General features: G+C 59.3%; 24 protein-coding genes. 7 read left to right on the top strand and 17 right to left on the bottom strand.

Annotated elements, in window-relative coordinates; translation table 11 throughout:
• Positions 1 to 56: 56 nt before the first annotated feature.
• The 10 genes from ACPYOJ_RS25560 to ACPYOJ_RS25515 all read right to left on the bottom strand — a co-directional run bounded on the left by ACPYOJ_RS25560 (position 57) and on the right by ACPYOJ_RS25515 (position 8,136).
• Positions 57 to 779, bottom strand: a complete 723-nt coding sequence (locus ACPYOJ_RS25560) for an amino acid ABC transporter ATP-binding protein (protein ID WP_481418756.1) — start codon at positions 777 to 779, stop codon at positions 57 to 59.
• Between the two features lie 75 nt (positions 780 to 854).
• Positions 855 to 1,499 carry an amino acid ABC transporter permease gene (locus ACPYOJ_RS25555; protein ID WP_481418748.1) on the bottom strand — a complete coding sequence of 215 codons (645 nt, stop codon included), beginning with the start codon at positions 1,497 to 1,499 and terminating at the stop codon, positions 855 to 857.
• A 12-nt stretch (positions 1,500 to 1,511) separates the two neighbouring features.
• Entirely contained in the window at positions 1,512 to 2,180 is a 669-nt protein-coding gene (locus tag ACPYOJ_RS25550) for an amino acid ABC transporter permease (protein ID WP_481418747.1), read from the bottom strand.
• Between the two features lie 21 nt (positions 2,181 to 2,201).
• A complete protein-coding gene (locus ACPYOJ_RS25545) occupies positions 2,202 to 3,029 on the bottom strand; it encodes an aldo/keto reductase (RefSeq protein WP_481418746.1) in 828 nt (275 codons plus the stop codon).
• Entirely contained in the window at positions 3,026 to 3,853 is an 828-nt protein-coding gene (locus tag ACPYOJ_RS25540) for a sugar phosphate isomerase/epimerase family protein (RefSeq protein WP_481418745.1), read from the bottom strand. Before ACPYOJ_RS25540 ends, ACPYOJ_RS25545 begins: the two co-directional genes overlap by 4 nt.
• Positions 3,850 to 4,911 (bottom strand): Gfo/Idh/MocA family protein, encoded by a 1,062-nt coding sequence (locus ACPYOJ_RS25535; protein ID WP_481418744.1) that lies wholly within the window; start codon positions 4,909 to 4,911, stop codon positions 3,850 to 3,852. The genes ACPYOJ_RS25540 and ACPYOJ_RS25535 overlap by 4 nt, the downstream gene beginning before the upstream one ends.
• Positions 4,908 to 5,342: a type II 3-dehydroquinate dehydratase gene (aroQ, locus tag ACPYOJ_RS25530; protein ID WP_481418743.1), complete on the bottom strand. Its 435-nt coding sequence runs from the start codon at positions 5,340 to 5,342 to the stop codon at positions 4,908 to 4,910. Before aroQ ends, ACPYOJ_RS25535 begins: the two co-directional genes overlap by 4 nt.
• A gap of 93 nt (positions 5,343 to 5,435) precedes the next feature.
• Positions 5,436 to 6,269, bottom strand: coding sequence for a transporter substrate-binding domain-containing protein (locus ACPYOJ_RS25525; protein WP_481418742.1), 834 nt, complete (start codon positions 6,267 to 6,269; stop codon positions 5,436 to 5,438).
• Between the two features lie 266 nt (positions 6,270 to 6,535).
• Positions 6,536 to 7,441, bottom strand: coding sequence for an NAD-dependent epimerase/dehydratase family protein (locus ACPYOJ_RS25520; RefSeq protein ID WP_481418741.1), 906 nt, complete (start codon positions 7,439 to 7,441; stop codon positions 6,536 to 6,538).
• Positions 7,438 to 8,136 carry a hypothetical protein gene (locus tag ACPYOJ_RS25515; RefSeq protein ID WP_481418740.1) on the bottom strand — a complete coding sequence of 233 codons (699 nt, stop codon included), beginning with the start codon at positions 8,134 to 8,136 and terminating at the stop codon, positions 7,438 to 7,440. The genes ACPYOJ_RS25520 and ACPYOJ_RS25515 overlap by 4 nt, the downstream gene beginning before the upstream one ends.
• A 158-nt stretch (positions 8,137 to 8,294) precedes the next feature.
• Between ACPYOJ_RS25515 and ACPYOJ_RS25510 the strand changes: the two genes are divergently transcribed.
• The 3 genes from ACPYOJ_RS25510 (at position 8,295) to ACPYOJ_RS25500 (ending at position 10,695) form a co-directional block, all read left to right on the top strand.
• On the top strand, positions 8,295 to 9,032 hold the full coding sequence (locus ACPYOJ_RS25510) for an SDR family NAD(P)-dependent oxidoreductase (RefSeq protein WP_481418739.1): 738 nt from the start codon (positions 8,295 to 8,297) through the stop codon (positions 9,030 to 9,032).
• A gap of 9 nt (positions 9,033 to 9,041) precedes the next feature.
• The gene (locus ACPYOJ_RS25505; RefSeq protein ID WP_481418738.1) at positions 9,042 to 9,860 is read left to right on the top strand and encodes a sugar phosphate isomerase/epimerase family protein; all 819 of its coding nucleotides are present in this window, start codon (positions 9,042 to 9,044) and stop codon (positions 9,858 to 9,860) included.
• Positions 9,861 to 9,981: 121 nt separating this feature from the next.
• Entirely contained in the window at positions 9,982 to 10,695 is a 714-nt protein-coding gene (locus tag ACPYOJ_RS25500) for a GntR family transcriptional regulator (RefSeq protein ID WP_481418737.1), read from the top strand.
• 28 nt (positions 10,696 to 10,723) lie between these two features.
• Here ACPYOJ_RS25500 and ACPYOJ_RS25495 read toward each other — a convergent pair whose 3' ends face one another.
• Together ACPYOJ_RS25495 and ACPYOJ_RS25490 are read right to left on the bottom strand one after the other, a co-directional pair.
• Positions 10,724 to 11,896, bottom strand: a complete 1,173-nt coding sequence (locus ACPYOJ_RS25495) for a M24 family metallopeptidase (RefSeq protein ID WP_481418736.1) — start codon at positions 11,894 to 11,896, stop codon at positions 10,724 to 10,726.
• Positions 11,893 to 12,738, bottom strand: a complete 846-nt coding sequence (locus ACPYOJ_RS25490; RefSeq protein ID WP_481418735.1) for a sugar phosphate isomerase/epimerase family protein — start codon at positions 12,736 to 12,738, stop codon at positions 11,893 to 11,895. Before ACPYOJ_RS25490 ends, ACPYOJ_RS25495 begins: the two co-directional genes overlap by 4 nt.
• Before the next feature lie 315 nt (positions 12,739 to 13,053).
• Between ACPYOJ_RS25490 and ACPYOJ_RS25485 the strand changes: the two genes are divergently transcribed.
• Together ACPYOJ_RS25485 and ACPYOJ_RS25480 are read left to right on the top strand one after the other, a co-directional pair.
• Positions 13,054 to 13,932, top strand: coding sequence for a zinc-dependent alcohol dehydrogenase (locus ACPYOJ_RS25485; protein WP_481418734.1), 879 nt, complete (start codon positions 13,054 to 13,056; stop codon positions 13,930 to 13,932).
• Between the two features lie 91 nt (positions 13,933 to 14,023).
• Positions 14,024 to 14,725 (top strand): GntR family transcriptional regulator, encoded by a 702-nt coding sequence (locus ACPYOJ_RS25480; RefSeq protein ID WP_481418733.1) that lies wholly within the window; start codon positions 14,024 to 14,026, stop codon positions 14,723 to 14,725.
• A gap of 38 nt (positions 14,726 to 14,763) precedes the next feature.
• Here the strand turns inward: ACPYOJ_RS25480 and ACPYOJ_RS25475 are convergent, their stop codons facing one another.
• The 5 genes from ACPYOJ_RS25475 to ACPYOJ_RS25455 form a co-directional block, all read right to left on the bottom strand.
• A complete protein-coding gene (locus ACPYOJ_RS25475; RefSeq protein ID WP_481418732.1) occupies positions 14,764 to 15,753 on the bottom strand; it encodes a 2-hydroxyacid dehydrogenase in 990 nt (329 codons plus the stop codon).
• Positions 15,750 to 16,658, bottom strand: a complete 909-nt coding sequence (locus tag ACPYOJ_RS25470) for an amidohydrolase family protein (RefSeq protein ID WP_481418731.1) — start codon at positions 16,656 to 16,658, stop codon at positions 15,750 to 15,752. Before ACPYOJ_RS25470 ends, ACPYOJ_RS25475 begins: the two co-directional genes overlap by 4 nt.
• Positions 16,655 to 17,992, bottom strand: a complete 1,338-nt coding sequence (locus ACPYOJ_RS25465) for an MFS transporter (protein ID WP_481418730.1) — start codon at positions 17,990 to 17,992, stop codon at positions 16,655 to 16,657. The genes ACPYOJ_RS25470 and ACPYOJ_RS25465 overlap by 4 nt, the downstream gene beginning before the upstream one ends.
• Before the next feature lie 129 nt (positions 17,993 to 18,121).
• On the bottom strand, positions 18,122 to 18,811 hold the full coding sequence (locus ACPYOJ_RS25460; RefSeq protein WP_481418729.1) for an RraA family protein: 690 nt from the start codon (positions 18,809 to 18,811) through the stop codon (positions 18,122 to 18,124).
• Positions 18,812 to 18,839: 28 nt separating this feature from the next.
• Entirely contained in the window at positions 18,840 to 19,712 is an 873-nt protein-coding gene (locus ACPYOJ_RS25455; RefSeq protein WP_481418728.1) for an NAD(P)-dependent oxidoreductase, read from the bottom strand.
• Between the two features lie 261 nt (positions 19,713 to 19,973).
• Here ACPYOJ_RS25455 and ACPYOJ_RS25450 point away from each other — a divergent pair, with 261 nt between their 5' ends.
• Both ACPYOJ_RS25450 and ACPYOJ_RS25445 read left to right on the top strand, forming a co-directional pair.
• A complete protein-coding gene (locus tag ACPYOJ_RS25450; RefSeq protein ID WP_481418727.1) occupies positions 19,974 to 20,924 on the top strand; it encodes a LysR family transcriptional regulator in 951 nt (316 codons plus the stop codon).
• A gap of 353 nt (positions 20,925 to 21,277) precedes the next feature.
• Positions 21,278 to 22,315 carry an IS110 family RNA-guided transposase gene (locus ACPYOJ_RS25445; protein ID WP_481418726.1) on the top strand — a complete coding sequence of 346 codons (1,038 nt, stop codon included), beginning with the start codon at positions 21,278 to 21,280 and terminating at the stop codon, positions 22,313 to 22,315.
• Positions 22,316 to 23,849 lie beyond the last annotated feature (1,534 nt).

The raw sequence follows: 23,849 nt of genomic DNA, 5'->3' as shown, positions 1-23,849 counted from the left end.
CGATGCCTCCCGCATCTCAAATGTCGCGTGAATTTTCAGACGATGCCGGCAAGCCTTCAGTGATGGGCGAGAATTTCGCCGAGGAAAGCTCGCGTCCGCTTGTGCTTAGGTGCCCGGAAGAAATTTTCGGGATCGTTTTCCTCGACGATCTCGCCGTCGGCCATGAAGATGACCCGATCGGCGACCTGGCGCGCGAAACCCATTTCGTGGGTCACGCAGATCATCGTCATTCCGTCACGGGCGAGCCCGACCATGGTGTCGAGAACTTCCTTGACCATTTCAGGATCGAGCGCCGATGTCGGTTCATCGAACAGCATGGCCTTTGGCTCCATGCACAATGCTCGGGCGATGGCAACGCGCTGTTGCTGTCCGCCCGACAGTTGCGCTGGATACTTGTGAGCCTGATCGCCGATACGAACGCGATCAAGATATTTGCGAGCTGTGGCTTCGGCATCGGCCCGCGACAGTTTTCGCACCCGCATCGGCGCGAGCGTGCAGTTTTCCAGGACCGTCTTGTGCGGGAAGAGATTGAATTGCTGAAACACCATACCGACTTCGCGGCGCACCGCGTCCACGGCCTTCTGGTCATCCTTCACGCGATGTCCCGCCACAAGGATCTCACCGCCCTGGCTTGCTTCCAGGCGATTGATGCAGCGGATCAGGGTTGACTTTCCCGACCCGGACGGACCGCAAAGCACGATCTTCTCACCCTTTGAGACAGTCAGGCTGACCTTCTTGAGTGCGTGAAAGGCGCCGTACCACTTTTCCACCTCGTGCATGACCACCATGGGCTGGTTGGTGTTCTGCTCGCTCGCGGCGCTGATCGACTTGGTATTGGTCACGATTGTTCCTTTCTATTTGGAGGCGATGGCGGCCATGCGCCGCTCGATGCCACGGCCCCACAGGGATAGCGGCCAGCACATCACGAAATACAGCGCACCCACGACGGCAAAGACGAGGAGCGGTTTGTAAATCTGGTTTGAGACGATCGAACCGGCACGCGTGAGCTCGATGAATCCGACGATCGCAGCAAGCGACGTGCCCTTCAGAAGCTGCACGAGAAAACCGACGGTCGCCGGCAGCGACAATCTGAATGCCTGGGGCATGATCACATCGACCATCAGGCTGCGCGTATGGAGACCGAGCGCATCGGCGGCTTCCGTCTGGCCTTTCGGAACGGCTTGTATGGCACCCCGCCAGATATCGCCGAGAAACGCAGAAGCGTGGGCGGTGAGCGCGATGCTGACGGCACCCCAGGCCGGCAAATCGAAGCCAAGCAGCGGAAGGCCGAAGTAAGCAACGAACAATTGCATCAACAGTGGCGTGCCCTGGAAAAGGCCGATCCAGCCGATGGCAAGCATACGGATCCAAAAGACCTTCGACACGCGCGCCAGCGCCACGACGATACCGAACGCAATACCACCCACAAAGCCGATTGCCGTGAGGATAAGCGTCCAGCCAAGCCCTTGCAGAAGGTAGGTAATTTCCTGCATTCCCATCTTGCGTCCTCCTCAACGTTGTGGATAGTTGAAGGCCCGGTGGCCGATTGCCGCCAGGAGCCACATGGTGACCAGCGAGATCACCAGGTAGATGCCTGTCAGCGTGAAATACGTTTCGAAACTGCGGAAGGTCTCGGCCTCGATCCGCTGCCCGACGGAGGTCAATTCGTAGGCGGAGATCGAGGTGCAGATCGCCGTTGTCAGGGTCAGCAGGATGAATTGACCGGCCAATGACGGGTAGATGGCACGAAGGGCGGGTTTGAGGATGATCAGCCGGAAGATCTCGTGCTTGTGCAACCCGAGCGCCAGCCCCGCTTCGGTCTGCCCTTTTGGAATGCTTTCGACGCCGCCACGAATGATTTCAATCGCATAGGCGCCGCCGTTCAAGCCCAAGGCAAGGATGGCGGTGACGGTAGGGTTCAACCTGATGCCGGCGAGCGGCAATGCGAAGAAAATGAAGTAGATCTGGACGAGAAACGGCGTGTTGCGTGTCACCTCGACAAAGGCCGTAACCAGAAAAGAGGGCACCCGCATGTGGGATCTAAGGATCACGACGCCGAACACGCCGATGATGGTAGCGATGGCCATGCCGGTCACGGCGAGAAACAGGGTTCCCAATGCGCCGAAGGCCAGGCTTTGCCAAACGTCGGTGACCACGCTGAAATCAAGTGTCATTCTCATCCCTCCCCGCGAGCTTGCGGCTCAATCCCATTCCGGTTCCCAATCGAAGCGGGTATAGCGCTCGCCACGGGCAAGGCCGTGGATCGCCGCCATGTCTTCCGGCGAAAGCTCGAAATCGAAAATGTCGCGGTTGGACTGGATGTTTTCGAGCCTGGACGATCGCGGGATCGCTCCGACATTGGCCTGCTGGATATGCCAGCGCAGGGTGATCTGGCCGGCCGACTTGCCGTATTTTCGGCCAAGGTCATTCAGGAGGTCGGAGGAAAAGACCTTGCCGCGCGCGATCGGTTGGTAGGCGTTCAGCAGCATGTCGGCCTGGCGCATGCGCGACAGCAGTTTTTCCTGCGACAGGAACGGATGATACTCAACCTGATTGCAGAACAGCTCGGCCTTGTGCACATCGAGCGCTTCATTCAACAGGGCGAAGGTGAAGTTGCTGACGCCGATCAATCGGGTCTTGCCTCGTGCCTTGGCCTCAGCATAGGCGGCCAGCGTCTCGCCGAGCGGGGACTCCTTGCTCGGCCAGTGGACCAGCAGAAGGTCGACCTGATCCAATTCCAGCCTTTCGAGACTTTCGTCGACGCGGCGCGCGACGGTTTCGGGCGCCAGATCGTTGAACCAGATCTTGGTGGTGATGAAGAGTTCGTTCCTGGGCACGCCGCTGGCGCGCACCGCCCGGCCGACCTCGACCTCGTTGCCATAACGGATCGCCGTATCGATCTGGCGGTAGCCGAGTTCGATCGCCGTGCGGATTGCGGCCTCGCCTTCCGGTCCTTTCAGCTCGAATGTGCCGAAGCCGAGTGCAGGCACGGCCTCGCCTTGAATTGTTTTGGTTGTCGGATCGATCATTTTGCATTCCTGGTATCGGTTGGGTTCAACACGTTCAGCGAAGCCATTCTTGCTCGCTTTGCCCAGATTGCCGGCGACAATCCGGCGGACTGGCGATCATTCGGGATCTCGACTGCGATCGGCAGATCCGCGGGAAGTGCCGCAAACATTGCACCAAGATCGAGCGCGCCGTCACCCGGCATCAGCCTCGCGTGACGGGCCGTGTAGTTCAGCGCCTCGCGGCTATCCGGGATTTCGGCGGGCGCATCACAGATCTGGGCGTAATGCAGCCATTCCCGGGGTACGGCGGCAATCTCGTCCACGCGCGTCCTGGACCTCGAGACGTGGAGTGCGTCGATGATGACGCCCTGATTGGGCTGGCCGGCCGCCTGCAGCACCCGCAGCGCCGCGGCAAGGTCGCGAAGTTCTGACTGAGGCATGAATTCGAGATTTATGGAGAGGCCGAAATCGCTCGCCGCCTCACAAAGGGCGACGAAGGACGCCGTCAGGCGCGCCTCATCCGGATCATCGCCGGCAACGAGAACGGCCTGTGCTCCAAGGCGAGCGGAACATTCGAGAAACGGCAGAAGCGGATCGGGATCAAAGTCCGCAGCGAGGCGAACGATCTCTATGTCGAAAACACCGATACCGCTGTCTTCGATGAGATTTCGTAGCGACCGTAGCCTTGCGGGGTCGTCCATCAGTGGGAAGGCGAGCCCTCCGGGTAGCGCCGGAAGAAGGCGGAATCCCACATAGTCATAGCCTGCATCGGCGGCCGCCCGCACGGATTCTTCCGGCCCGGTACCGAGGCATGTGAGAAAGGAAAGCGATAGTTTTCTGGTCATGCCGCAACCTTGCCCGCAGCGAGCATTTCAGTGAGCGTAACCGTTCGGTCCTCGCGCGCCGCCAGGTCGACCGCAAGGGTTCCGGCAAGCGTCGCCATGCCGTCGCGCGCAGTAATGAGCGGCGCTGCTTTACCATTGATGACATCGACGAAATGATCGAGCTGATTGACATAGGTCAGCGATCCGTCACCCGGACGATGCTCGCGAACCAGCGGATGCTGCCAATGCTCATTCTCGTTGGCATGGCGCCAGAGATACATGTCCGACACCGAAAGTGCCGCCTTCCGGCCTGTCAGAAACAGGCATGGCCCGGGCTGCGTCGGATGATAGAGTGCCTGGCCCGACGTATACTCCCAAGCCCAGGGGCTGACGGCGCCGTCCGAGATGAGGAACGTGCCAAGGGCACCGTTGACGAAGCGGATCGAAATGCTGGCCGTGTCTTCAACCTCGAAGCCACGTCGCGCGGACGAGGTAAAGGCGCGGATGCTTTCGATTTCGCCCACCAGATGGCGCAGCACGTCGATATCATGGATCAGGTTGATGAGCAGAACACCGCCACCGATCTTTCGGCGCCATTCGGTGTTGAAATAGTCGTCGGGCTTGTCGAACAGGGTCATGCCATTGACGGCAACGAGCGGGCCGAGTTCGCCTTTCTCGATCGCCTGCTTGGCAGCACGGATATCGGGACTGTGGCGGCGCTGATGTCCAACCAGAACTGGAACGCCCGACCGTTCGGATGCTTCGACGATGCGCGCAGCCGACGCAATGCTTTCTGCAATCGGCTTTTCGACCATGCACGGGATACCGCGCGAGATGCAGGCAAGTGCCGCCGGCGCATGAAGGTGGTTCGGCAAAGCGATAACAGCACCGTCCGGTTTCGTTTCGTCCAGCATGCGATCGAAATCGGTGAAGTGCGGCACGCCAAGGCGGTTTGCCAGTTGCGCGGCCTCCGGCGCCGGATCGCAGATCGCGACAATCTCGGCAGTGCGGTGCGAATTCAGAAGATCGGCATGTTCGCGGCCGATGAGGCCGGCACCCATAAGAGCAATACGCGTCATGCTATCATCTCCGCCATTGCGCGCAAGGCGAGGCGGTAGCCGTAGGCTCCGAAACCGGCCATGACCGCGGTTGCCGTCACTGACACCAGCGACTTGTGATAGATCGCTTCGCGCTGATGTACGTTTGAAATGTGAAGTTCGATCTTCGGGCCGCTGAACATCTTCAGGGCATCGAGGATGGCGATAGAGGTAAAGGTGTGGGCGGCTGGATTAATGATGATTCCGGCGGCCTGCTCGCGGGCGGCATGGATCGCCTCGATGATCTCGCCTTCGAAATTCGACTGGCGAAAATCGATGGAAATTCCAAGCTCGGCAGCGTCCGACCTGCACCAGCTTCGGATCTCGTCGAAAGTGGTATGACCGTAAATTTCCGGCTCGCGCTGGCCGAGCAGATTGAGGTTCGGCCCGTTTAATATGAAGATATTCCGCATAGAAAGTTTCCCGCTGCTGAACGGGTACGCGGCCGGCGAACGTGGCCGCGCACTCTTTTTGTCACGATCTCGATGAAAAGGGTTCAGCCGTGCTTATTGGACGGTGAACGGCACACCTTCGAGCGTCTTGGGGAAGTCAGGCAGCTTGTCATCGCCAAGCCACTTCTTGTTGATGGCCTCGAGGCGGCCGTCCGCGCGGATCTTGTCGATGAACTGGTTCAGCCAGGCGTTGATCTCCTTGTCGCCAAGCTTGGTCGTCACGCCCATCCATTGCTCGTTGAAGACCACCTTCTGCTCGAAATCGTTGCCAGGTGCAGCCTTGTCCAGATTGAGCTTGTAGGTCGTGTTGCCGCCAATGGCATCGACCTGGCCGGACACCAGCGCCTGCATGTTGGACGCATCGTCATCAAAGCGGCGGATATTCGGGATGTCGCCGAGTGCCGCGGTGATCGCCTTGTCCTGCGCAGCCCCGCGCGGCACGCCGATGCGAAGATCCTTGGCGTCCTGAATGGTGGTGATCTTGTTCTTCGCACTGGACAGAAGGATGATCTTCAAGCCGGCATAAGGCTCAGAGAACTGCACGGCTTTGGCACGATCGGGATACATGCCCATCACGGCCATCTGCAGATCGACCTTGCCGGTCAAGAGGTTCGGAATGCGTGCGGGAACAGCGTTCGGAACGAACTCGACCTTGACCCCCAGCTCCTCGGCAATCAGCCGTCCGACTTCGACATCGTATCCGATGTTCTTGCCGGAAGCGTCGATGGAGCCCCAGGGAGCCTGCTCGCCCATGACGCCGATGCGGACGACGCCCGCTTCCTTGATTTTTTCCAGCGCCTGAGCCTGTGCACCGGATGCCGCAAGCGCCATGCCAACGCCGGCCACGAGGGCGAGTGCAGTGGTCCGGAATGAGAATTTACCCAACATGAAATGTCCTCCTTCGATTTGATGCTGTGGTGGATTCGAAACGGCAAAACTCCTCTTTCGCCATTCCACGCAGTTGCCCGCGCCTTCATTAGCCAACCGGATCGTTGCAACACTGCACTTACGGAAACGGAGTTGGCCAAATTCAAGATGATGACAGAGCCGGTGCCTCACCGACTGCGAGACAGAGAGGCGCGCATGGCGCATGTCTTTCTGCATGCGCCTGAGCCAGGACGGCCTCGTTTCGATACTGTGGTGCCGAGCCGCCATCAGGACCTCGTCGCCATCGCTCGGTAATGGGCGATCGTTTCCGAAATGCCCTGTCGCAGCGGCGTGAATGGTATCGCCCCAAGCACTGTTTCGTTGTCCGTCGGGGCCATGTTCGGCGCCATCGGCACGACGGGTCCTGCATAGTCGATCTTCGCACCCTCAATCTCCGCGAGGATTGCCGCGATCACATCAGGCACATCTTCCGTCGCGCCGCCCAGGGTGAGCGCATGCGCGCCTTCAAACGGCCGGGTTGCAGCCGCTGCAAAGGCAGCCGCGACATCGGCGACATAAACCAGATCCTGCAGACCCGAATATCCGATCGTGTAGGCGTTGCCGGCAACCGCCTCCCGGCAGGCAAGCGTCGGGCCGGCGGTGAGCCCGCTCTCGCGCCCGGGACCGTAGACGACCGTTGGGCGCAGGCCGATGCTTGCAATGCCTGCGTCCCGCCAATAAGCGCGCGCGCTTCCTTCGCAGGCCAGCTTGAACGCACCATATTGCGTGACCGGATAGGGTGCCGCTCCGTCATCCGGGCCGAATACCGCTGCGCTGCTTGCGTAGGCGATACGGCGAATTCCATTGGCCTTGGCCGCTTCAAAGACATTCAGCGTGCCGATCAGATTGACTTTGGCGCCGAGAACGGGATCGTTCATACAGGCAGGGGTCAATAAAGCTGCAAGATGGATGATGGAGGAGCAGCCGCGAGCCGCTTCGGCAAGCGCCGCACCATCGGTGATATCGCCTTGGAACCAGTCGACGCGCTCCGCCACTTCGCCGGCAATCTCCCGCAAGATGCGCCGATCGGTCGTGCGATCGAAGATGCGAACCTCATGACCCTGCCCTGCCAGCGCCTTCAGGATCCAGCCGCCTAGGAAACCGGCGCCGCCGGTGAGCAATATCGGGCTCATGCGGACGCCTTCATATTTTCGGCCGTCAAAGAGAAGGCGGTTTCGTAGATGTTGCTGATCGGAGCGGTCAGGACGCCACTGGCGATTGCCAGCTGCTCGGCTTGCGGCAAGGCGGATCGCAGGCCCGGGCTCGACGATCCCTCGATGAGGATCACGACGTCGAAGCCGCTTTCGTTCATCTCTTCGCGGAGCTCGGTTTCGCGTGTGCGCACGCTCGAAACCTCGTTTCGGGAAACACCGATATGAACGCAGGACACGCCGTCTAGCGTCAGGATGTGTTGAGCAAGCGACTGGGCTTCGGCCCTCAACCGCTCTTCAGCACCGTCTCCCGACAGGTCCAGGCGGACCGTCGCCATGCTGCCGCCATCGCCATAACCGGCCGTTGCAATTTTTTCACAGGCGACCCGCAGGAAATTCTGGAAACTCGGAGCGATCTTCGCCGTCCACGGCGTCGGGTTGTTGAGACGTTCGAGGTAGGCCGGAGACCGGAAAGTATCGAGGCTCTCTCCAGCATAGATAGTTCCGAAGACATGACGCGAGGCGCCGGGCGCCTGCAAACGCTTGCCCATCGTGAAGCCGGGAATCGATAGGCGCTCCGGCATATGCTCGCGGGTGTGCCACTCGATATAGGTACGATCTGCGCCTTCGGCGATGTCATGCCACATCGCAAGAAAGGCGGAGCCCTTTAATCCCATTCCTACCTCCTCCGACATGCCACTTCTGGTTTTCACCAGCTTGACAATCACGTCATTTCCAACTCATGTAGGATACTAGAATGTTAGTATGTTGCAAAAGTCAAGCGCGTCGTTGTCGATTGACCAAGATGGGCGAATGAAAGGTGGAGGACGTCACAATGGAAAAAGAAGCTGCACGCGTCGCAATCGTGACAGGAGGAGCCGGCGGTCTCGGGTTTCCGATTTCAGCTCGCCTGGCGGCGAAAGGCCACAAGGTCGCTCTTTGGGATATCGATCGCGAACGCGTCGAAGCGGCAGCTGCAAAACTGCCGGGTGCCCGGGGTTATGTCGTCGACGTGACGGATCCGGCTGCGGTCGACGCCGCAACGGCACAAGTCGCCGCCGACATGGGTCCACTCGGTATTCTCGTCACCGCTGCTGGCCACAATGGACCGGTGGAAAGCTTCGAGAAATATCCGCGCGACGGCTGGCGATTCGTGATGTCGCTCAATCTTGATGCGGTCTTCCATTGCTGCCAGTCAGCAGTCCGCGAAATGTTGAAGACAGGTTACGGTCGAATCGTCAATATTGCCTCGATCGCCGGGAAGGAAGGTAACCCCAATGCCGTGGCTTACTCGGCATCGAAAGCCGGCGTGATCGGCCTGACGAAATCGGTCGGTAAGGAACTGGCGACGACTGAGATCCGCGTCAATTGCGTTGCGCCCGCTGCCATCGAAACCGAGATGATGAACCAGCTGACGCCTGAGTTCATCGCCTATGTAACGTCCAAGATTCCTGTCGGCCGCCTTGGTCAGGCAGATGAGGTCGCAGCCCTGGTTTCATGGCTTGCATCCGAAGAATGCTCCTTCTCGACGGGGGCGGTCTTCGACGTCTCCGGCGGCCGCGCAACCTATTGAGATCAGACCATGTACAAACGATATCCTCTCTCGCTTGCCTTCCTCACCGTATTCGGCTGCCCGCCCATCGAACATGTGAAGGTCGCTGCGGCATCCGGCTACGATATGGCCGGTTTGCGACTGATCGCCCCGCATGGACTGGATCTCGCCCACCCGATCGTCGGAAACCGGCCGTTGATCCGCGAGGTCATACAGGCGGGCGATGACCTCGGCATCTCCTATTATGACGGTGAAGTCTTTACGTTGTTGCCGCAGACCGCCGTCGAAAGCTGGCTACCCGTGATCGAGACGGCTGCCGAATTCGGCATCCCCGTCATGCAGATCACCTGCGAGGACCCAGACCTGTCCCGGGCGGGCGACAAGCTCGGCCAGATCGCCGATGCGGCGGCAAGCCACGACATGAAGATGGCGATCGAATTCATGCGCTGGCGCTCGACAGCGACAATCCAGGATGCCGCCCGTCTCGCAGCCGCATCCGGTCGAGACAATGTCGGCATTCTTCTCGATGCGCTGCATCTGTCGCGCTCCGGCGGAAATCCCACTGATGTCGCAGCCCTGCCGGAAGGGCTGGTTCTCTACCTTCAGCTCTGTGATGCACCCGCCCAACAGCCGGCCGACAACGCCGCCTGCATATCCGAGGCAAGGACCGCGCGCATGTTTCCGGGCGATGGCGGCCTTTGGCTGAATGAGCTCATGTCGGTCCTTCCACGGGACATCGTCATCAGTGTCGAAACACCTCACAAGGGTGATTCAGCGTTGAGTTTTGGTGAGCGTGCCGAAAAGGGGATGGCAGCAACGCGCCGTTTTCTGGATGCCCTTCAGAGCTAACGGGCGACGGCGGACTGGTTTCGGAGTATTGCAACTCTAGGGATTGGCATCGTAGAGAATCGGCGATGCTCTGCGGATGGTCGCCTGATGCGATCGATAGAACAGATTGGGAGGCGCGGGAATGGAGTTGAGACCAAAATCCTCGCTGGGCGCTCGTGTGACCGAGCGGTTGCGACGAGCCATCGTCGACGGAGAGCTCGAACTAGGGGATGCGCTATCCGAGGATAAGCTGGCGACAACCCTTGGCGTCAGCAGAAGCCCGGTCAAAGAGGCGTTTGCGACGCTCGAGCAACAGGGGCTGATCGATGTGCGCCCGCAAAGGGGCAGCTTCGTCTTCATGCCGACGCGCGAAGACACCCAGAACCTTTGCGAATTCCGCAAGACGATTGAACTCGAAGCGCTGAGCCTTGCAATGCAGCGGCGCCGGGACGAAACACTCGCAGCCATGCGCGCTGCTGCCGAAGACATGAGCGCTGCCTGCGAAGCCGGCGACAGCTTGCGCAGTGTTCGTGCCGACGACCGCTTTCATGAAGTGTCGCTGGAATATTGCGGCAATCCCTATCTCATCAATGCCTATCGCCTGGTGTCGAGCAAGGTTGCGGCCCTACGCTCGCATCGGTCGACGCTCCCGACCCGAAAGCAGGCAAGCGCCGAACATCTTGTTATCGTCGAGATGCTGGAAGCCGGGCAGATGAAGAAGGCGCTGGACAACCTCCGCACGCACATCCTGATGATGGTAGAGCGCTACAATACGGAGACGGAGCCAGGCAGGGCCACAGGCGGCCGCGCCGCCCGCAGCCCGACACTGGACCATATCGGACCGCTTCCTGATTAAGCGGTCCGGCTCGGCCTTTATAGGCCGATCAATGGCCGCATCGGTTCCAGCCTCGTCCGGCGTCACCGAAGGCTTTCCATCCGGACTCGGTGACGGCCACTGTATCTTCGAGCTTGATGAAACCGAGGCGCGGATGCTGCCAGGTGGTTTCGATCGACAAGACCATGCCCGTTTCCAGCGCCAGCGCTCGGTGCGCGGCCGGATAGGGAATCGGCCCGTCGTCGAGAAGCCTTGGCGCCTCGTGGGAAATCAAACCCATTCCATGCGCAACAAAGCTCATGCGCCCGTCGCGCTCGGATGAGAGGAACGGTGCGGTCGCGGCGAAAATCTCCTGGCCGATCGCACCGTTACGGATCGGGCGGCGAGCCGCCTGCTGGATCTCCTCGATGAATGCCAACGCGTCTTCCAGTTCCGACGAAGGTTCGCCGAGAATACCCATGCGGCAAAGATCGCCGATATAGCCGTGATAGTTTCCGCCCGAATCGAGCGACACGATATCGCCTGCCTGCACCCGCTGCTCGGACGGCGCCCGATTGAGGCTGTTGCCGGCAGTGATCAGGCAATATTCGAAAAGCAGGCCGCGTTGCGTTTCCTCTCGGCGCAGGATATCGACGATATCGTGCTTAGTCTGCCCCGGCTCAATCTTGGAAAACGTCGCCAGCATGGCGTCAATCACGCCCTCGGAAGCGTGTCTAAGATGATCAAGCTCGGGTGCGGTCTTGATTGCGCGCAACGTCTCCAGGACTTCGACGCAATCGGAAATCGCCGCCTGCGGACAAGCGGAACGAAGGATCTGAAACGCATCGGCAGGCAGAAAACCCAGTTCCGCGCCGATGGCTGATGGCGAGATGCCGCAAGCGCTCATCCGGTCAAGGCAATAACGCATCGCATCGGCCGATCCCCGTGCCTTCAGATCGAGATCAGGCCAGAAGCGGCCGAGATCGCGCTCGTAGACCTCATTGGGATTGCCGATATAGGTGGCAAGGTCGGGGCGGCCCCGCGGATAGATCAGGATCGGTAGATAACGGCTGAGACCCGTCGCATCCATGTAATCGAACATGAAGAAGCGATAGCCGCCAAGCAGATATTGGACATTATGCTTGGATGATACGAGGAGGACGTCGAGGCCCCTCTCCTCCATCAACCGGTCGAGCAATCCACTATCGAATGGCGGCGTTGCCGCGGGTTGCAGAGCATTCATTGTCCACTCTCATTTCTTTCCGTTATTCGGGCAGTATCGAGTTGCTCCATCCATGCCCTGCAGACGTTCAAAGTTCTCCTGCTCCAAGCTAGGGGCCCCAAGGCCTTCAGCTGCGAATGGTTCGGCACCTCGACACTGACGATCAGGTCGTCGGGCAAGGCATTGACGAGGCCGGAGACATCGATGCCGCCCTCACCTGGCAAGAGGCGCGCCTGTCGTGCGGTAAACAGCAATTCTTCGCGGCTTGTCGGAATGTCGGCAGGTGCGTCGCAGATCTGGAAATAACTCATGCGGGCCGGATCGATGGCGGCGATATCGGCAAGCTTGGTCGCAGAGCGCGCGACGTGGATGAGGTCGATCAACATCTCTGCGTTGTCGCGTGCTGCGTTGGCGACGATCCGGCTGGCTGCGGCGGCATTGTTGAGTGCCGTCCAGGGGGTGAATTCGAGATTGACGGTCAGGCCATATTGCGCTGCCGCATCGCATAGCTGCCCGTAAGTCTCGGTCATTCGCGCTTCATCGGGATCATCCCCGGCGACGACGATCGTACGGGCGCCGACCTCTGCGGAAGCTTCGAGCATCGGAAGCCAGAGTTCACATTGCGCGACACCATCGATCCGGGCGATTTCAACGTCGAGAACCGTGACACCGGTATCGGCGATCCGTCTCTTCGTTTCGCGAAGCATGGCCGGGTCGTTCATCAGTGGGAATGCCTGGCCGCCCGGCATAGAGGGCATCATGCGGATGCCTGCCAGATCATAGCCAGCCGCAGCGGCGAATTCGATCATGTCCGGCGGGCTGGTTTCCAACGTCATATAGGAAAGCGAATACAGTCTCCTCACGCGCGTTCATCCGTTTTCATTGGTGGAGGGCTTCGTTTGAGCGTTTTCATTGGTGGAGGGCTTCGTTTGAGGTGAATTGGTCGTCTGCCAGCGTTCCTACCCATTTCGTCGAATTCTCTGACATACAGTACCTCAGTTATTGACATACAGTACCTCAGTTGGCAAGCATCAGGCAGTCGTCGGTGAGGAGGATTCAATGAGGGCGCTGGTCTATCTCGGTAAGGAAAATATGAAGCTGCAGCTCATGGATGAACCTCAACCAGGTCCAGGTGAGGTGGCCCCAAGGTCGAGGCCTGCGGAATATGTGGTTCCGACATGCATGGTTATCATGGTTATGATCCGCGCCGCGTTCCGCCCATGATCATGGGCCACGAGATGGCCGGCATCGTCGAAACCGGCGCGATGGCCGGACGGCGCGCAACCGTCAATCCATTGATAACCTGCGGGCGATGCAACCAGTGCCTGTCCGGGACGCCGCAGCTTTGCGAGAAGCAGAAAAATATCGGGCTTCCACCACATGCCGGCGCCTTTGCCGAAAGGATCGTGGTGCCGGAAGCCAACCTCGTGGAGATTCCAGACAGCATGGACTTCGTGACCGCAGCACTCACCGAGCCCGTGGCAGTGTCCTATCACGCGGTGGGGATCGGCATCGCCGGCCTGCGTCGTCCGCTCTCAGCCGCCAAGGTTGCCGTTCTCGCCGGCGGCGCGATCGGGCTTGCGACGGCGCTTGTTGCCATTTCGCAGGGCGCGGAGACGGTGATGCTCGGGGAGACAAGCGCGATGCGACGCCAAACAGCATCCGCCGCCAGTGCGGCCATCCTCGCTTATGATCCGGACGGGCCGTCTGCTCCCGCTCCTGGATCCATCGATCTCGTCTTTGACGCCGTCGGCGCAAAGGCGACCCGGGAAGCCGCCTTCAGGATGGCGCGGCGGGGAGGTACGATCGTGCATCTCGGCCTCCTTCCCGGCTCGGAGGGCGTGGACGTGCGGCGGATGACCCTTTCGGAAATCGCGTTCCTCGGTTCCTACTGCTATTCAATGGCCGATTTTCGCGAGACCGTTTCTCTGCTTGCCTCTGGCCGCCTTGGGCCGCTCAACTGGATCGAGACCCGCCCGATGTCTGACGGTGCGAAAGCCTTCGCCGATATTGACCGGGGAGACGTGGATGCGGCAAAAATCATCCTGATAAATTGACACCTTGCCAGCCCGCAGCCCATTCCATAGGTCCGCCCGCTGCTGGACGGATTCGGAATTTGAGATAAAAGAGGCCATGGACGAGGCGGGCATGAAGGCAAACAGGAACATCAATCCGCTAAAGAAGAGCCCGATCAGCCGGCAGCAATCGCTTGCCGCCATCGTGGCCGACCGGCTCAAGGCGTCCATTCTCAATCGCGAACTCTCCCTCGGCGAGGCTCTCTCGGAGGAAAAGATCGCGACTGCCATGGACGTCAGCCGGACGCCGGTACGTGAAGCGCTGACGATCTTGCAGTTGCAGGGGCTGATCGTGATTCTGCCGCGCCGCGGCAGTTTCGTTTTCAAGCCGACACGCGAAGACCTTCATTCACTGGTCGAATACCGCCTCCATCTGGAAATGCTGACGGCAGGTTGGGCCGTGGAACGGTCGCCGCAGGCTCTTTCCCGCGCCATGTTGAAAGCGCTCAATGCAATGCAGATCGCCCGCGAAAGCGACGACTCCCTCGCCTATGCTGAAGCGGATACTGAATTTCACGATGCCATCTTCGAACATTGCGGCAATCCGCTTTTCGTCGAGGCCTTCGACATTGTTGCAGGCCGCATGGCGGCTCTTCGCACGCATCTTTCCGATGCGCTTGGACTGCATCGGCAGAAGACCTTCGAGGAGCACCAGCAGATGGTTGAGGCCGTAAAGTTGAAGGATGTGGATCGCCTCCGCGGGTTGCTTCGCAGCCATATCGAGGCGATGGAGACGAATTACGCAGCTGCCCTGCAGATGCTTTCGGCGCCATGAAACGCTGAAAGATCTCGGAAATTGGTGAGCGTCAATGATCAACGGCCGTATCGAAATCGAGTCGCGAAAGCGGCATTCAGTGCGCCGTCCGGCAACTCCCCTCTTGCCAGCTGTCCGATCTGCTCCACGACACATTCCGCCTGATACCGGCGCGCTTCGGCGGTAACGCCGCCGATATGCGGCGTCACCACCACATCGTCACGATTGTGAAAACGTTCACTGGGCTTCTGGTCGGAACCGAGCCCGACATCCAGCGCCGCTCCAGCAATCCTGCGATTGTCGAGCGCCGCAGCCAAGGCGTCCTCATCGACCAGCATCCCGCGCGACAGGTTTATGAAGTAGGCGCCTCTTTTCATCGCGCCAAATTGAGCGGCGCCGAAAAGCCCTGCGGTTTCGGGCGTGGCCGCAGCGAGACAGACGACGAAATCCGAAATCTCCAGCAGGTCATCAAGAAGGAGCTTCGTGACGGACGGGTCGGTCTCGTCGGAATGCGGATCGAAGATGACCACCCGTAATCCCAGCGACAGTGCCATGTCCGCAAGCCTGCGGCCTATTCGCCCGTAGCCAGCAATGCCCAATGTCTTTCCCCGAAGCTGAATGCCGAGCCGGATCGGCATGGCAGCGACGGACGGCGACCGGCCGTAGCGGGAAATGCCGCGCGCCAGTTCGAGCATGAGCGCCAATCCCAGTTCGGCGACAGCGTCCGAGAATCCGGCCGACGCCCTCGTTACGAGGACTCCATGCCTCGATGCCGCATCGATATCGATCGTGCTGACATCGACCGCCGATCTCACGAATGCGAGCAGCGCTTTCGAAGACTCGAACGTCTCCGCCATGCCAGGAACCGACCGGTGTGCGACGATGATCTGGCATCCTTCCGCAGCTTCAGCGAGGTCCGCGCCGGCCTGCGTTTCATCCTGCTGGTTATAGATGAGATCGACATACTTCCCGAGAAGCGCCAGACAATCCGGGGGAAACGCATTGGCGAGTTCGGCAGGTGTGTGGGTGATGTAGGCGCGAAGTCTCAAGATGCGGCATCCGGTTGACGGTTTTGCGAAACAGGTGGAGAGAAACCGTAGAGATTGGAAGGATTTTCCACCAGAATTCTATAGCGCAGTTCGGCCGTGGGCGCCCATTCACCCAACATATTGAAGAGGGCAACGTCATCCGGAAGGGGCATTTCGCCGGCAAGGGCCGCCGGATGCGGCCAGTCCGTTCCCCACAATAGCCGCTCTGGCGCCGCTGCGATCCATGCCCGGGCAATCGCCGAGGTATCGGGGTAGAGATCCGGGCCGTCCATGCTGTCGAGATAGACGCCAGAGAGCTTGATCCATGTGCGGCCCGCGTCCACCAGCTGGCGAAGTGTATTCCACGACGGATCGCTCATGCTGCCGGGCTGCGGTAACCGACCCATATGATCGATCACCACGGGAATGTTGAGGGCGATCAGCCGCGGCGCAAGCGTTGCCAGAAGCGGGGCGCGCGCGTTCAGCTGTACATGCCAGCCGAAGGCCTCCACCCGCCGCGCCAGAAGTTCCAGCACGTCGAGGCTCTGTCCCACATCCCGAGCCGGGCTGAACCGGATCGCCCGCACGCCCAGCTCATGCATATGAGCCAACTCATGCTGGCTCATCATCTCGGTGATCACCGCAACGCCCCTTGCCTCCGAACCCATGAGCTGCAGGTGATGCAGCAGGCAGGCATTGTCGGTGCCGTAGGTCGATGGCTGGACGACGACGCAACGACGGAGTCCGAGCCTTTCCTGAACGTTCCTGTAGCGCTCGAGCGTTGCTCCCTGCGGACGTAGCTTGGCCTGCGGATCGATGGCGAACCTGATATCATAGAGATGAATATGGGCATCGACCGATCCGGTAGGTGCAGTCCAGCTGGGTATCGCTTCGGCACCGCTCGGCGTCTCCAGGTTGCTCATCATACGCGATCTCGCATGCCGAGCCTGTCGGTCGTGAGCGCTAGAAGCCCACCCAGGAAGACGACCACCGAAAGGAACACCAGCGCATCGACATGGCTGCCGGTGTACGATTTGATCCAGCCCATCACGAAGGGTGCCACGAAGCCGGACAGATTCCCCAGCGAACTGACAAGCGCAAGCCCGCCCACGCTGACGCCACCGCTGAGCCCTTCGGTCATCAGCGAAAGTGATGGTCCCTTGACAGCGTAGATGCCAATACCTGCTATCGCGACCAGCGTCATCTGAACCGAGAGGCTGTCGCTGAACACGCAGGAAGCCATGGCGGCGGCAGCAAGAAAGCACGGAATTGCGGTAAACCAGCGCCGTTCAAACCGGCGGTCGGAGAGATAGCCCCAAACGACCATCGCGATACATCCGAGCGCAAACGGAATGGCGCTCAGCAGGCCGACGACGACATTGCTGACGCCGAAGCCCTTGATAATCTGCGGCAACCAAAAGCTCAGGCCGACACTGGATGCGGTGGTGGTAAAGTAAAGGAGCGCGTAGAAAAGTACGCGGCGATCGGCAAGCAGCCCAAGACCGAAGCCGTGCCGGGAGACATAGGCGCCTTGAACATTCTCCCGGTCGAGGCGCGCCTGCAGGACCTGACGTTCACGCACGGTCAGCCACCTGGATTCCGCCGGACGATCTTCGAGATAGGACAGGCAGAACAGCCCGAGCAGGACAGCAGGCAAAGCCTCGAGAATGTAGAGCCACTGCCACCCGTGCAAGCCGAGGACGCCGTCCATGCCAAGGATAGCGCCGGAGATCGGCCCGCCTATCGTGCTCGAGAGCGGGATACCGACCTGAAACGTGGCGATGATGCGGGCCCTATATTGCCGTGGAAACCAGAATGTCAGGAACAGCAGCACGCCGGGGAAGAACCCGGCCTCGGCCGCGCCGAGCAGGATTCGCATAGCATAGAAGGAATAGGGGCCAACAACAAAGGCCATCAATCCAGCGATCAGCCCGAAGGTGATCATGATCCGCGAAATCCAGAGGCGCGCGCCGACGCGCATCATGATCTTGTTGCTCGGATATTCGCAGAGAAAATATGACAGGAAGAAGATGCTGACGCCGAAGGAATATTCGATCGTGTTTATGCCGATCGCCTGGTTGGCGGTAATCGACGCGAAGCCGAGGTTGACGCGATCGAGATAGGCAAGCAGCTGCGCGACGATCAGAAGCGGCACAAGCCGAACCGCGAGCTTCCAGGCAATCGCCTTGATTTCCTGCTCGCTCTCATCACTGCTGTCGACGGCAATCGTCGACCCTGAAATTCCATTTTGGTTCAACATCCGAACCTCCTCCTTAGATTCATGTAAAGCCGATCCTCAAGCCTGTCGGCAAGGCTCTCTCTCCGGATTGAAATGCAAACAGCAGGCGGCTTCGCATCAGACAAGCCCGCTCGATTGCCACGCTTTCGATCAGCGATAGCTGTCTTCGATGATCTCGCAGCCCTTCGCTGCAAGCTCCTTGTCGATCCATGACGTATCCAGCGTTCCGGCAAGGATCGACTTCATCTTCTCGGTCTCCGCAGCCTGTTTCTTCCTGGTCTTTTCCAGAATGCCGGTTGCATCGCCGGGGGGAACGACCACGATGCCGTCGTCGTCGCCGACCAGGATATCGCCCGGCATGATGACGACGCTGCCGAGTGAGATCGGCACATTGATTTCGCCCGGCCCCTCCTTGTAGGGACCTGCCGGAGTGACGCCGGCCGCAAAGATCGGCAGGTCCATCTCACGAAGCGTGGCAAGGTCACGGATTGCACCGTCGATAATGATACCGCCGAGCTTCTTCTGCGCGGCCGCCTGCATCATCAGCTCACCGGTGATCGAATTGGTGAGGTCGCCATGGGCATCGAAGGCGATCACATCGCCGGGCTGAGCCATGTCGAGTGCCTTGTGCAGCAGGAGGTTGTCGCCGGCACGCGACTTGACGGTGAAGGCAGGCCCAAGAAGGTTGCCCTTGCTGATCTTGCGAATGCGGGCATCCAGCATGGAAGCGCGGTTCATGCAGTCGCCGATATTGGCGACCGGAAGATCCCTGAAGCCGTCGATGAGGCTAGCAGACGGTCGATCGATCCGCGTGAAAATTCGAAAACCGGGGTTCGGCATGGAAGTCATCCCTTTGCTTGGAAGATCGCTAGGCTTGCAGCGCTGAGAAAATCTCGCGGTAGTCGGCGGGCGGCTTGCCCTGGAAATGCTCCTTGAAGCGGTGCTTCACGCACCAGGCGAGCTTTTCCTTGGTGGCGCGCGACATCGTGTCATCGACGCCGAGGCTCTGCAGCGTCGCGATCACCTCGTCCATCTCGTGTTCGCGACGCTCGGCGTGGATGACGCCGCGGGCGATGAGGTCGTTGGCGTTCTGCAGGAAATCGCCGCCGGTAATCGAGGCGCGGATCGAGGCCAGCACGTCGTCTTCGAGACCGAACTGCCGTCCGGCGATCACCGCCTCCAGAAGCAGCATGACGTACCCCTTCATGAAGATGCTGCGGAACATCTTCGAGGCCGACGCCTTGCCGGCAGGGCCGTCCAGGGCTGTCACCTTCATGCCGTAGCGATTGCAGAAATCCGCAAAGGCGGCGGCGCCCTTTCCTGACGCCAGCATCGGTACCTTGTGCCTGTTGCCAGGCACCGTGCCCATGACGGCAACATCGACGAAGGTGGCACGCGGCGAGACGATTTGATCGACCGCCACCTTGGTATCCGGTCCGGCGGAGTTGATGTCCACGTATAGCTGGTCCGGCCGAAGCAGGGGTGCGCATTGTTCCGCGACCGGCAGCGCCATGTTGGCGCTGATAGAACAGATGACGATATCGACCTTTTCGACGAGGGCTTGAAGTGATGACTCGAGGACGACATCGGCTTTTGCCGCGCGCGTCCTTATCAATTCTCCTGACGGCCCCTTCTCCCAGGCAGCGTCGTAGGCGCGGATTCCCGCCAGATGCTCGTCGCGCAGACCTTCCGCAATATTGAAGGATGCCTCGCCGAAGCCGAGGAAGCCGATAGTCTTCATCGTGTCGAACCTTTTTTGCCGATTGAACGACGGCCGGCCAGGAAACTGCTCCCAGGTCGCAATAGCCGCCGATAATTTTTTTGCGGGAACACAGCGCAGCCTGCAGGCTGACATAGGGAGAGCTGAGCCGGGCTCAGCGATAGATCGTCACTCCTCCATAGAGATAGCCGCCCATGACCGCCCTTCTTGTGCAAGCATGGTCATCCGCCACCGGATTCATAACTTGCATTTCTCAACCGATCTTCCGAGACGGCTGCATTCTTGAACGAGCCCATTATTGACTGGATAAAAGACCTTCGTCTATTTGTAACATTTCAACCATCCATTACTTTTGGTTATCGAATGGACATTCGCGATATACGCTACTTCCTAAAGGTCGCAGACTATTGTCATCTCGGCAGGGCCGCCGACGAGCTGCATATTTCCCAGCCGGCGCTTTCCAAATGCATCAGTCGCCTCGAGCAATCCTACGGCGTTCAGCTGTTCAACAGGGTCGGTAGGGGGATCACATTGACCGAATCCGGGCAACTACTGCGTGAGCGTTACCAGTTGCTGCAGCAGGATTTGCAGGAGATACAGCGGGAGGTTTCGTCTTATCGCAGCGGCATCGCCGGCGTCGTGCGAGTCGGCTGCTCCGCGTCGATCGCTTCTTTCGTCCTACCGGAAATTTGCCGGACGATGCAGGAAAGGGCACCGGACCTTCGTCTTGAAATCCGCGTCGGCATGGACGACGTGCTGCAGGAAGCCTTGCGCGCCGGCGTAATTGATATCGCCATCAGCCCACACCGCACCGGCCAGACCGACGATGCGATAGTATCGGCCCGTCTTCTATCGGACACTGTCGTCGTCGTGGCGCGCAACGGTCATCCGCTGGCCGGGAGGAAGGCTTCTCTGGAGGCGATGACTGGCTATGGATGGGTATTGCCGATGCCGTCGGTTTCGACCCGACAATGGCTTGATGCAGTCTTTCTCAAGGCCGGTCTGGCACGGCCGGAAACGATCATAACCGCCGCGCCACTGGTTGCTGCTCCCGCTATCATGATGAAAACAGATCTGTTGAGCTTCATGTCCCGGCGGAACCTTGAGACAGGAGAGATCACCGAGATTGAAAACCCCTCCACCACATTGCACCGCTTCTTTGACATCAGCCATCGCGCCAGGAGTTTCATGTCGCCAGCTGTTCGTTATTTCATTACGCTTTTAGAGCGGTAGCCCTTGTAAATCGCAAGGTCTCCCACTGACGCTTTTCATCACAGAATGCTGAAAGCCAAATTTCGGGCAATACAGTGATCGACGTCCGTTTTGCTCGTCATTGAACAAACAATGCGACTCGGCTTACCCATTGAGGAAATCAACGATGCGGCCGTCGCATAAATGAAGAAGTCATAATATTCGAGCGCAGAGCTGATCCAACCTCTTGCAGTAGCTTTCTTGATCCGCGAACTCTCGAATTCTCACGTGCCACTGCCTCGCTCTGGTCGCCTTGATGCTGGAGTGGACGGCCCCTGAACGGCATCGAAATGTGCCAGAATGAGCTGTTAAGATCTCAATCGAAGGGGCCGCCCATGGACAAGATTATTCGTATTGGCATGGATACGTCAAAGCATGTGTTTCAGATGCATGGCGTGAATGCTGCAGAGAAGCCGGTCTTGCGTAAGAAGATGCGATGCAAGGAGATGATCAACTTCTTCACCACCTGCCCGCCAACCGTAATCGCCATTGAGGCCTGCGGCGGCTCTCATCATTGGGCACGGCTGCTTACGTCATTCGGGCATGAGGTAAAAATGATCGCGCCACAACTCGCTAAGCCCTACGTCAAGCGTAACAAAAACGACGCCGCGGACGCCGAAGGGCTGTGCGAGGCAATGAGCCGCCCGACGATGCGGTTTGTTCCGGTTAAGACGGTTGATGACCAAGCGGCACTCATGCTGCTCAGCGTCCGTACCCGCCTGATAACCAACCGCACCCAGCTCGCGAACGCTATTCGGGGTTACGCCAACGAATTCGGCATTTCCGCAGCCAAGGGGCTGGCACACATTCCTCTACTGCTTGAAAGGATACAAACCGACGGGACTGTGCCAGAGCTTGCCCGGGAATTGTTCGTGAGCCAGGCCGAGGAATACGCCCAGCTGGAAAAGAAGATTGCTGATGTGGAGGCGAAGGTAAGAACATGGCAGCGCAACGACGAACGCAGCATACGTCTCAACACAATTCCCGGCATCGGCCCAATCGGTGCGGCGCTCTTGATCATGAAGACACCGGCGCCGGCGCTATTCCGATCCGGCCGCCAGTTTGCAGCCTGGATAGGGTTAACGCCAAAAGATCACTCGACCGGCGGCAAACTGCGGCTCGGTTGTATCACGCGAGCCGGCGATGAAGCACTGCGGGCAGCCTTGGTGGTTGGAGCAACCGCTGTGATTCACCACGCGCGGCGATCTGGTAAGGCCTCACCATGGCTGATGGAACTGCTTAAGCGCAAGCCCCCAAAGTTGGCAGCTGTCGCACTTGCCAACAAGATGGCGCGCATGGCCTGGAAGCTCATGGTTTCCGGGGAGACATACAACACAAAATCGGCGCCAATCCTAATGGGGGGCGCGGCATGAAGATCGGCAACCAAGAACCGGTGAAATCCTAATCTTCACTGAGTGTTGCTGATGCCAGAACTTGCAAGATAGAGGAAGATGGTGTGATCGATCGATCCGGAACACAGGATACCCGCTGATCCCATTGGCAGTTAGAGGCCGACTTGATGTTTGGGACCTGTGTTGCGGAAACCATCTTGGCCAGCGTTCATGTGCGAACGCAGCAACAGGCCGGACATATGGACGCAAGCGATCAGATCAAAATTATCTCAAAATATCTTGCGAGCTAGGGGCCGTCCACATATGGGATCAGAACCGTCGATACTTTGACAGCGTCGAGCCAAGCCTTTGGATTAGCTCAACCTCTGCGGCATAAGCCCTTATTATGGAACTTTGCTGTTCGCCGCCCTTGGCTCGGACGCCAGGGACGAGCACGAGATGCTAGATGGCCGGTTGTCAAGCTGGAGTGACCACACGGCCTTCCCTCCCGATCCGCTTCAGAGAAGCCGCAAACCTGTCTTTAAGGTGAAACGGACATAGCGGGAGCACAGTTCAGACCACACCAAAGGGCACCAACCCTCCTCGGTCCTTGAGAGGAGTGTGCTGCTTTGACCTGCATCAACGACGCCTTCCCTGTCGGCAGATAGCGTCAGAATGTCGGCATCGGCCAAATAATTCAATGATGTCGGCCTGGAGACGACAAGGAGGATAGCAGGATGAACCATGTAGTCACCACCGCTCACCACAAGCACACTCCCATGTCTGCGGCTCGGCGCGCGCCGATTCCTTGTGCCAGGACAAGGGATGCGGACATCTTGCTCGAGCGGGCAGACAATGACCACTGGGTCGTGACGATGATTTCGCCGCGGGCGCTAAGCTGGGCAACCAGCGAACTATGCTGCGCCCTGCGCTCCTGCTTCGCCGGAAGCATGTGTCTGGATATGATGAGCGCCGACCGCCTCTTGAAGCAGGCGCACGCACAAGGTTTTAGGACAGAGTTCGTCGGGCTTGGCGGGAAGGATGTCTTCTAGCTACCGGCGGCGGCGAAGCCCATCGAGACGGTGTCGATAGAACAATTGTCAAGTCCACTGCATCGGGTAGACTCCGTGCTGGTCGAGTCTCGTCCGGTGAGCATGAGCCTTGTACCTACCGCTTATCGCTGGACGACGGCGGTTCCATCGCCCAAACGCGATTGATTTAGATCAATGATGGCAAAATCGAATTCAGTGTTCAAAAGTTGAGTGCACCATCCAATCCTAATCAAAGCCGCATGGCCGCCGCTCGTTAACGTCTTTTCACATCCGCCCGAGCAAGAAGGCTATCGCATCAACTCGCGCAGTTCTGGTCGGTCCTTTCTGAGGTGATACTATTGATTTTCGCTGGAATGTTGGGGTGGGTTGTCGCAGGACGACATCAAGAGTCTGCAGAACGCCTGACCTGCCACTGAAGTTTCATCCGGCTGCGATTAGAGTCTCGATCGCGTGCCGACAGCACGCCGTCTGGCTTTCCGTTTGCGAACAGAAAGCCCTTCCTCGCGATACAGCCGATAGATGCG

The organism is Rhizobium sp. SVR5-9E (assembly GCF_056755095.1).
Note: the sequence above shows the minus strand (reverse complement) of the source record. Positions and strands in the feature narration are given on the sequence as shown.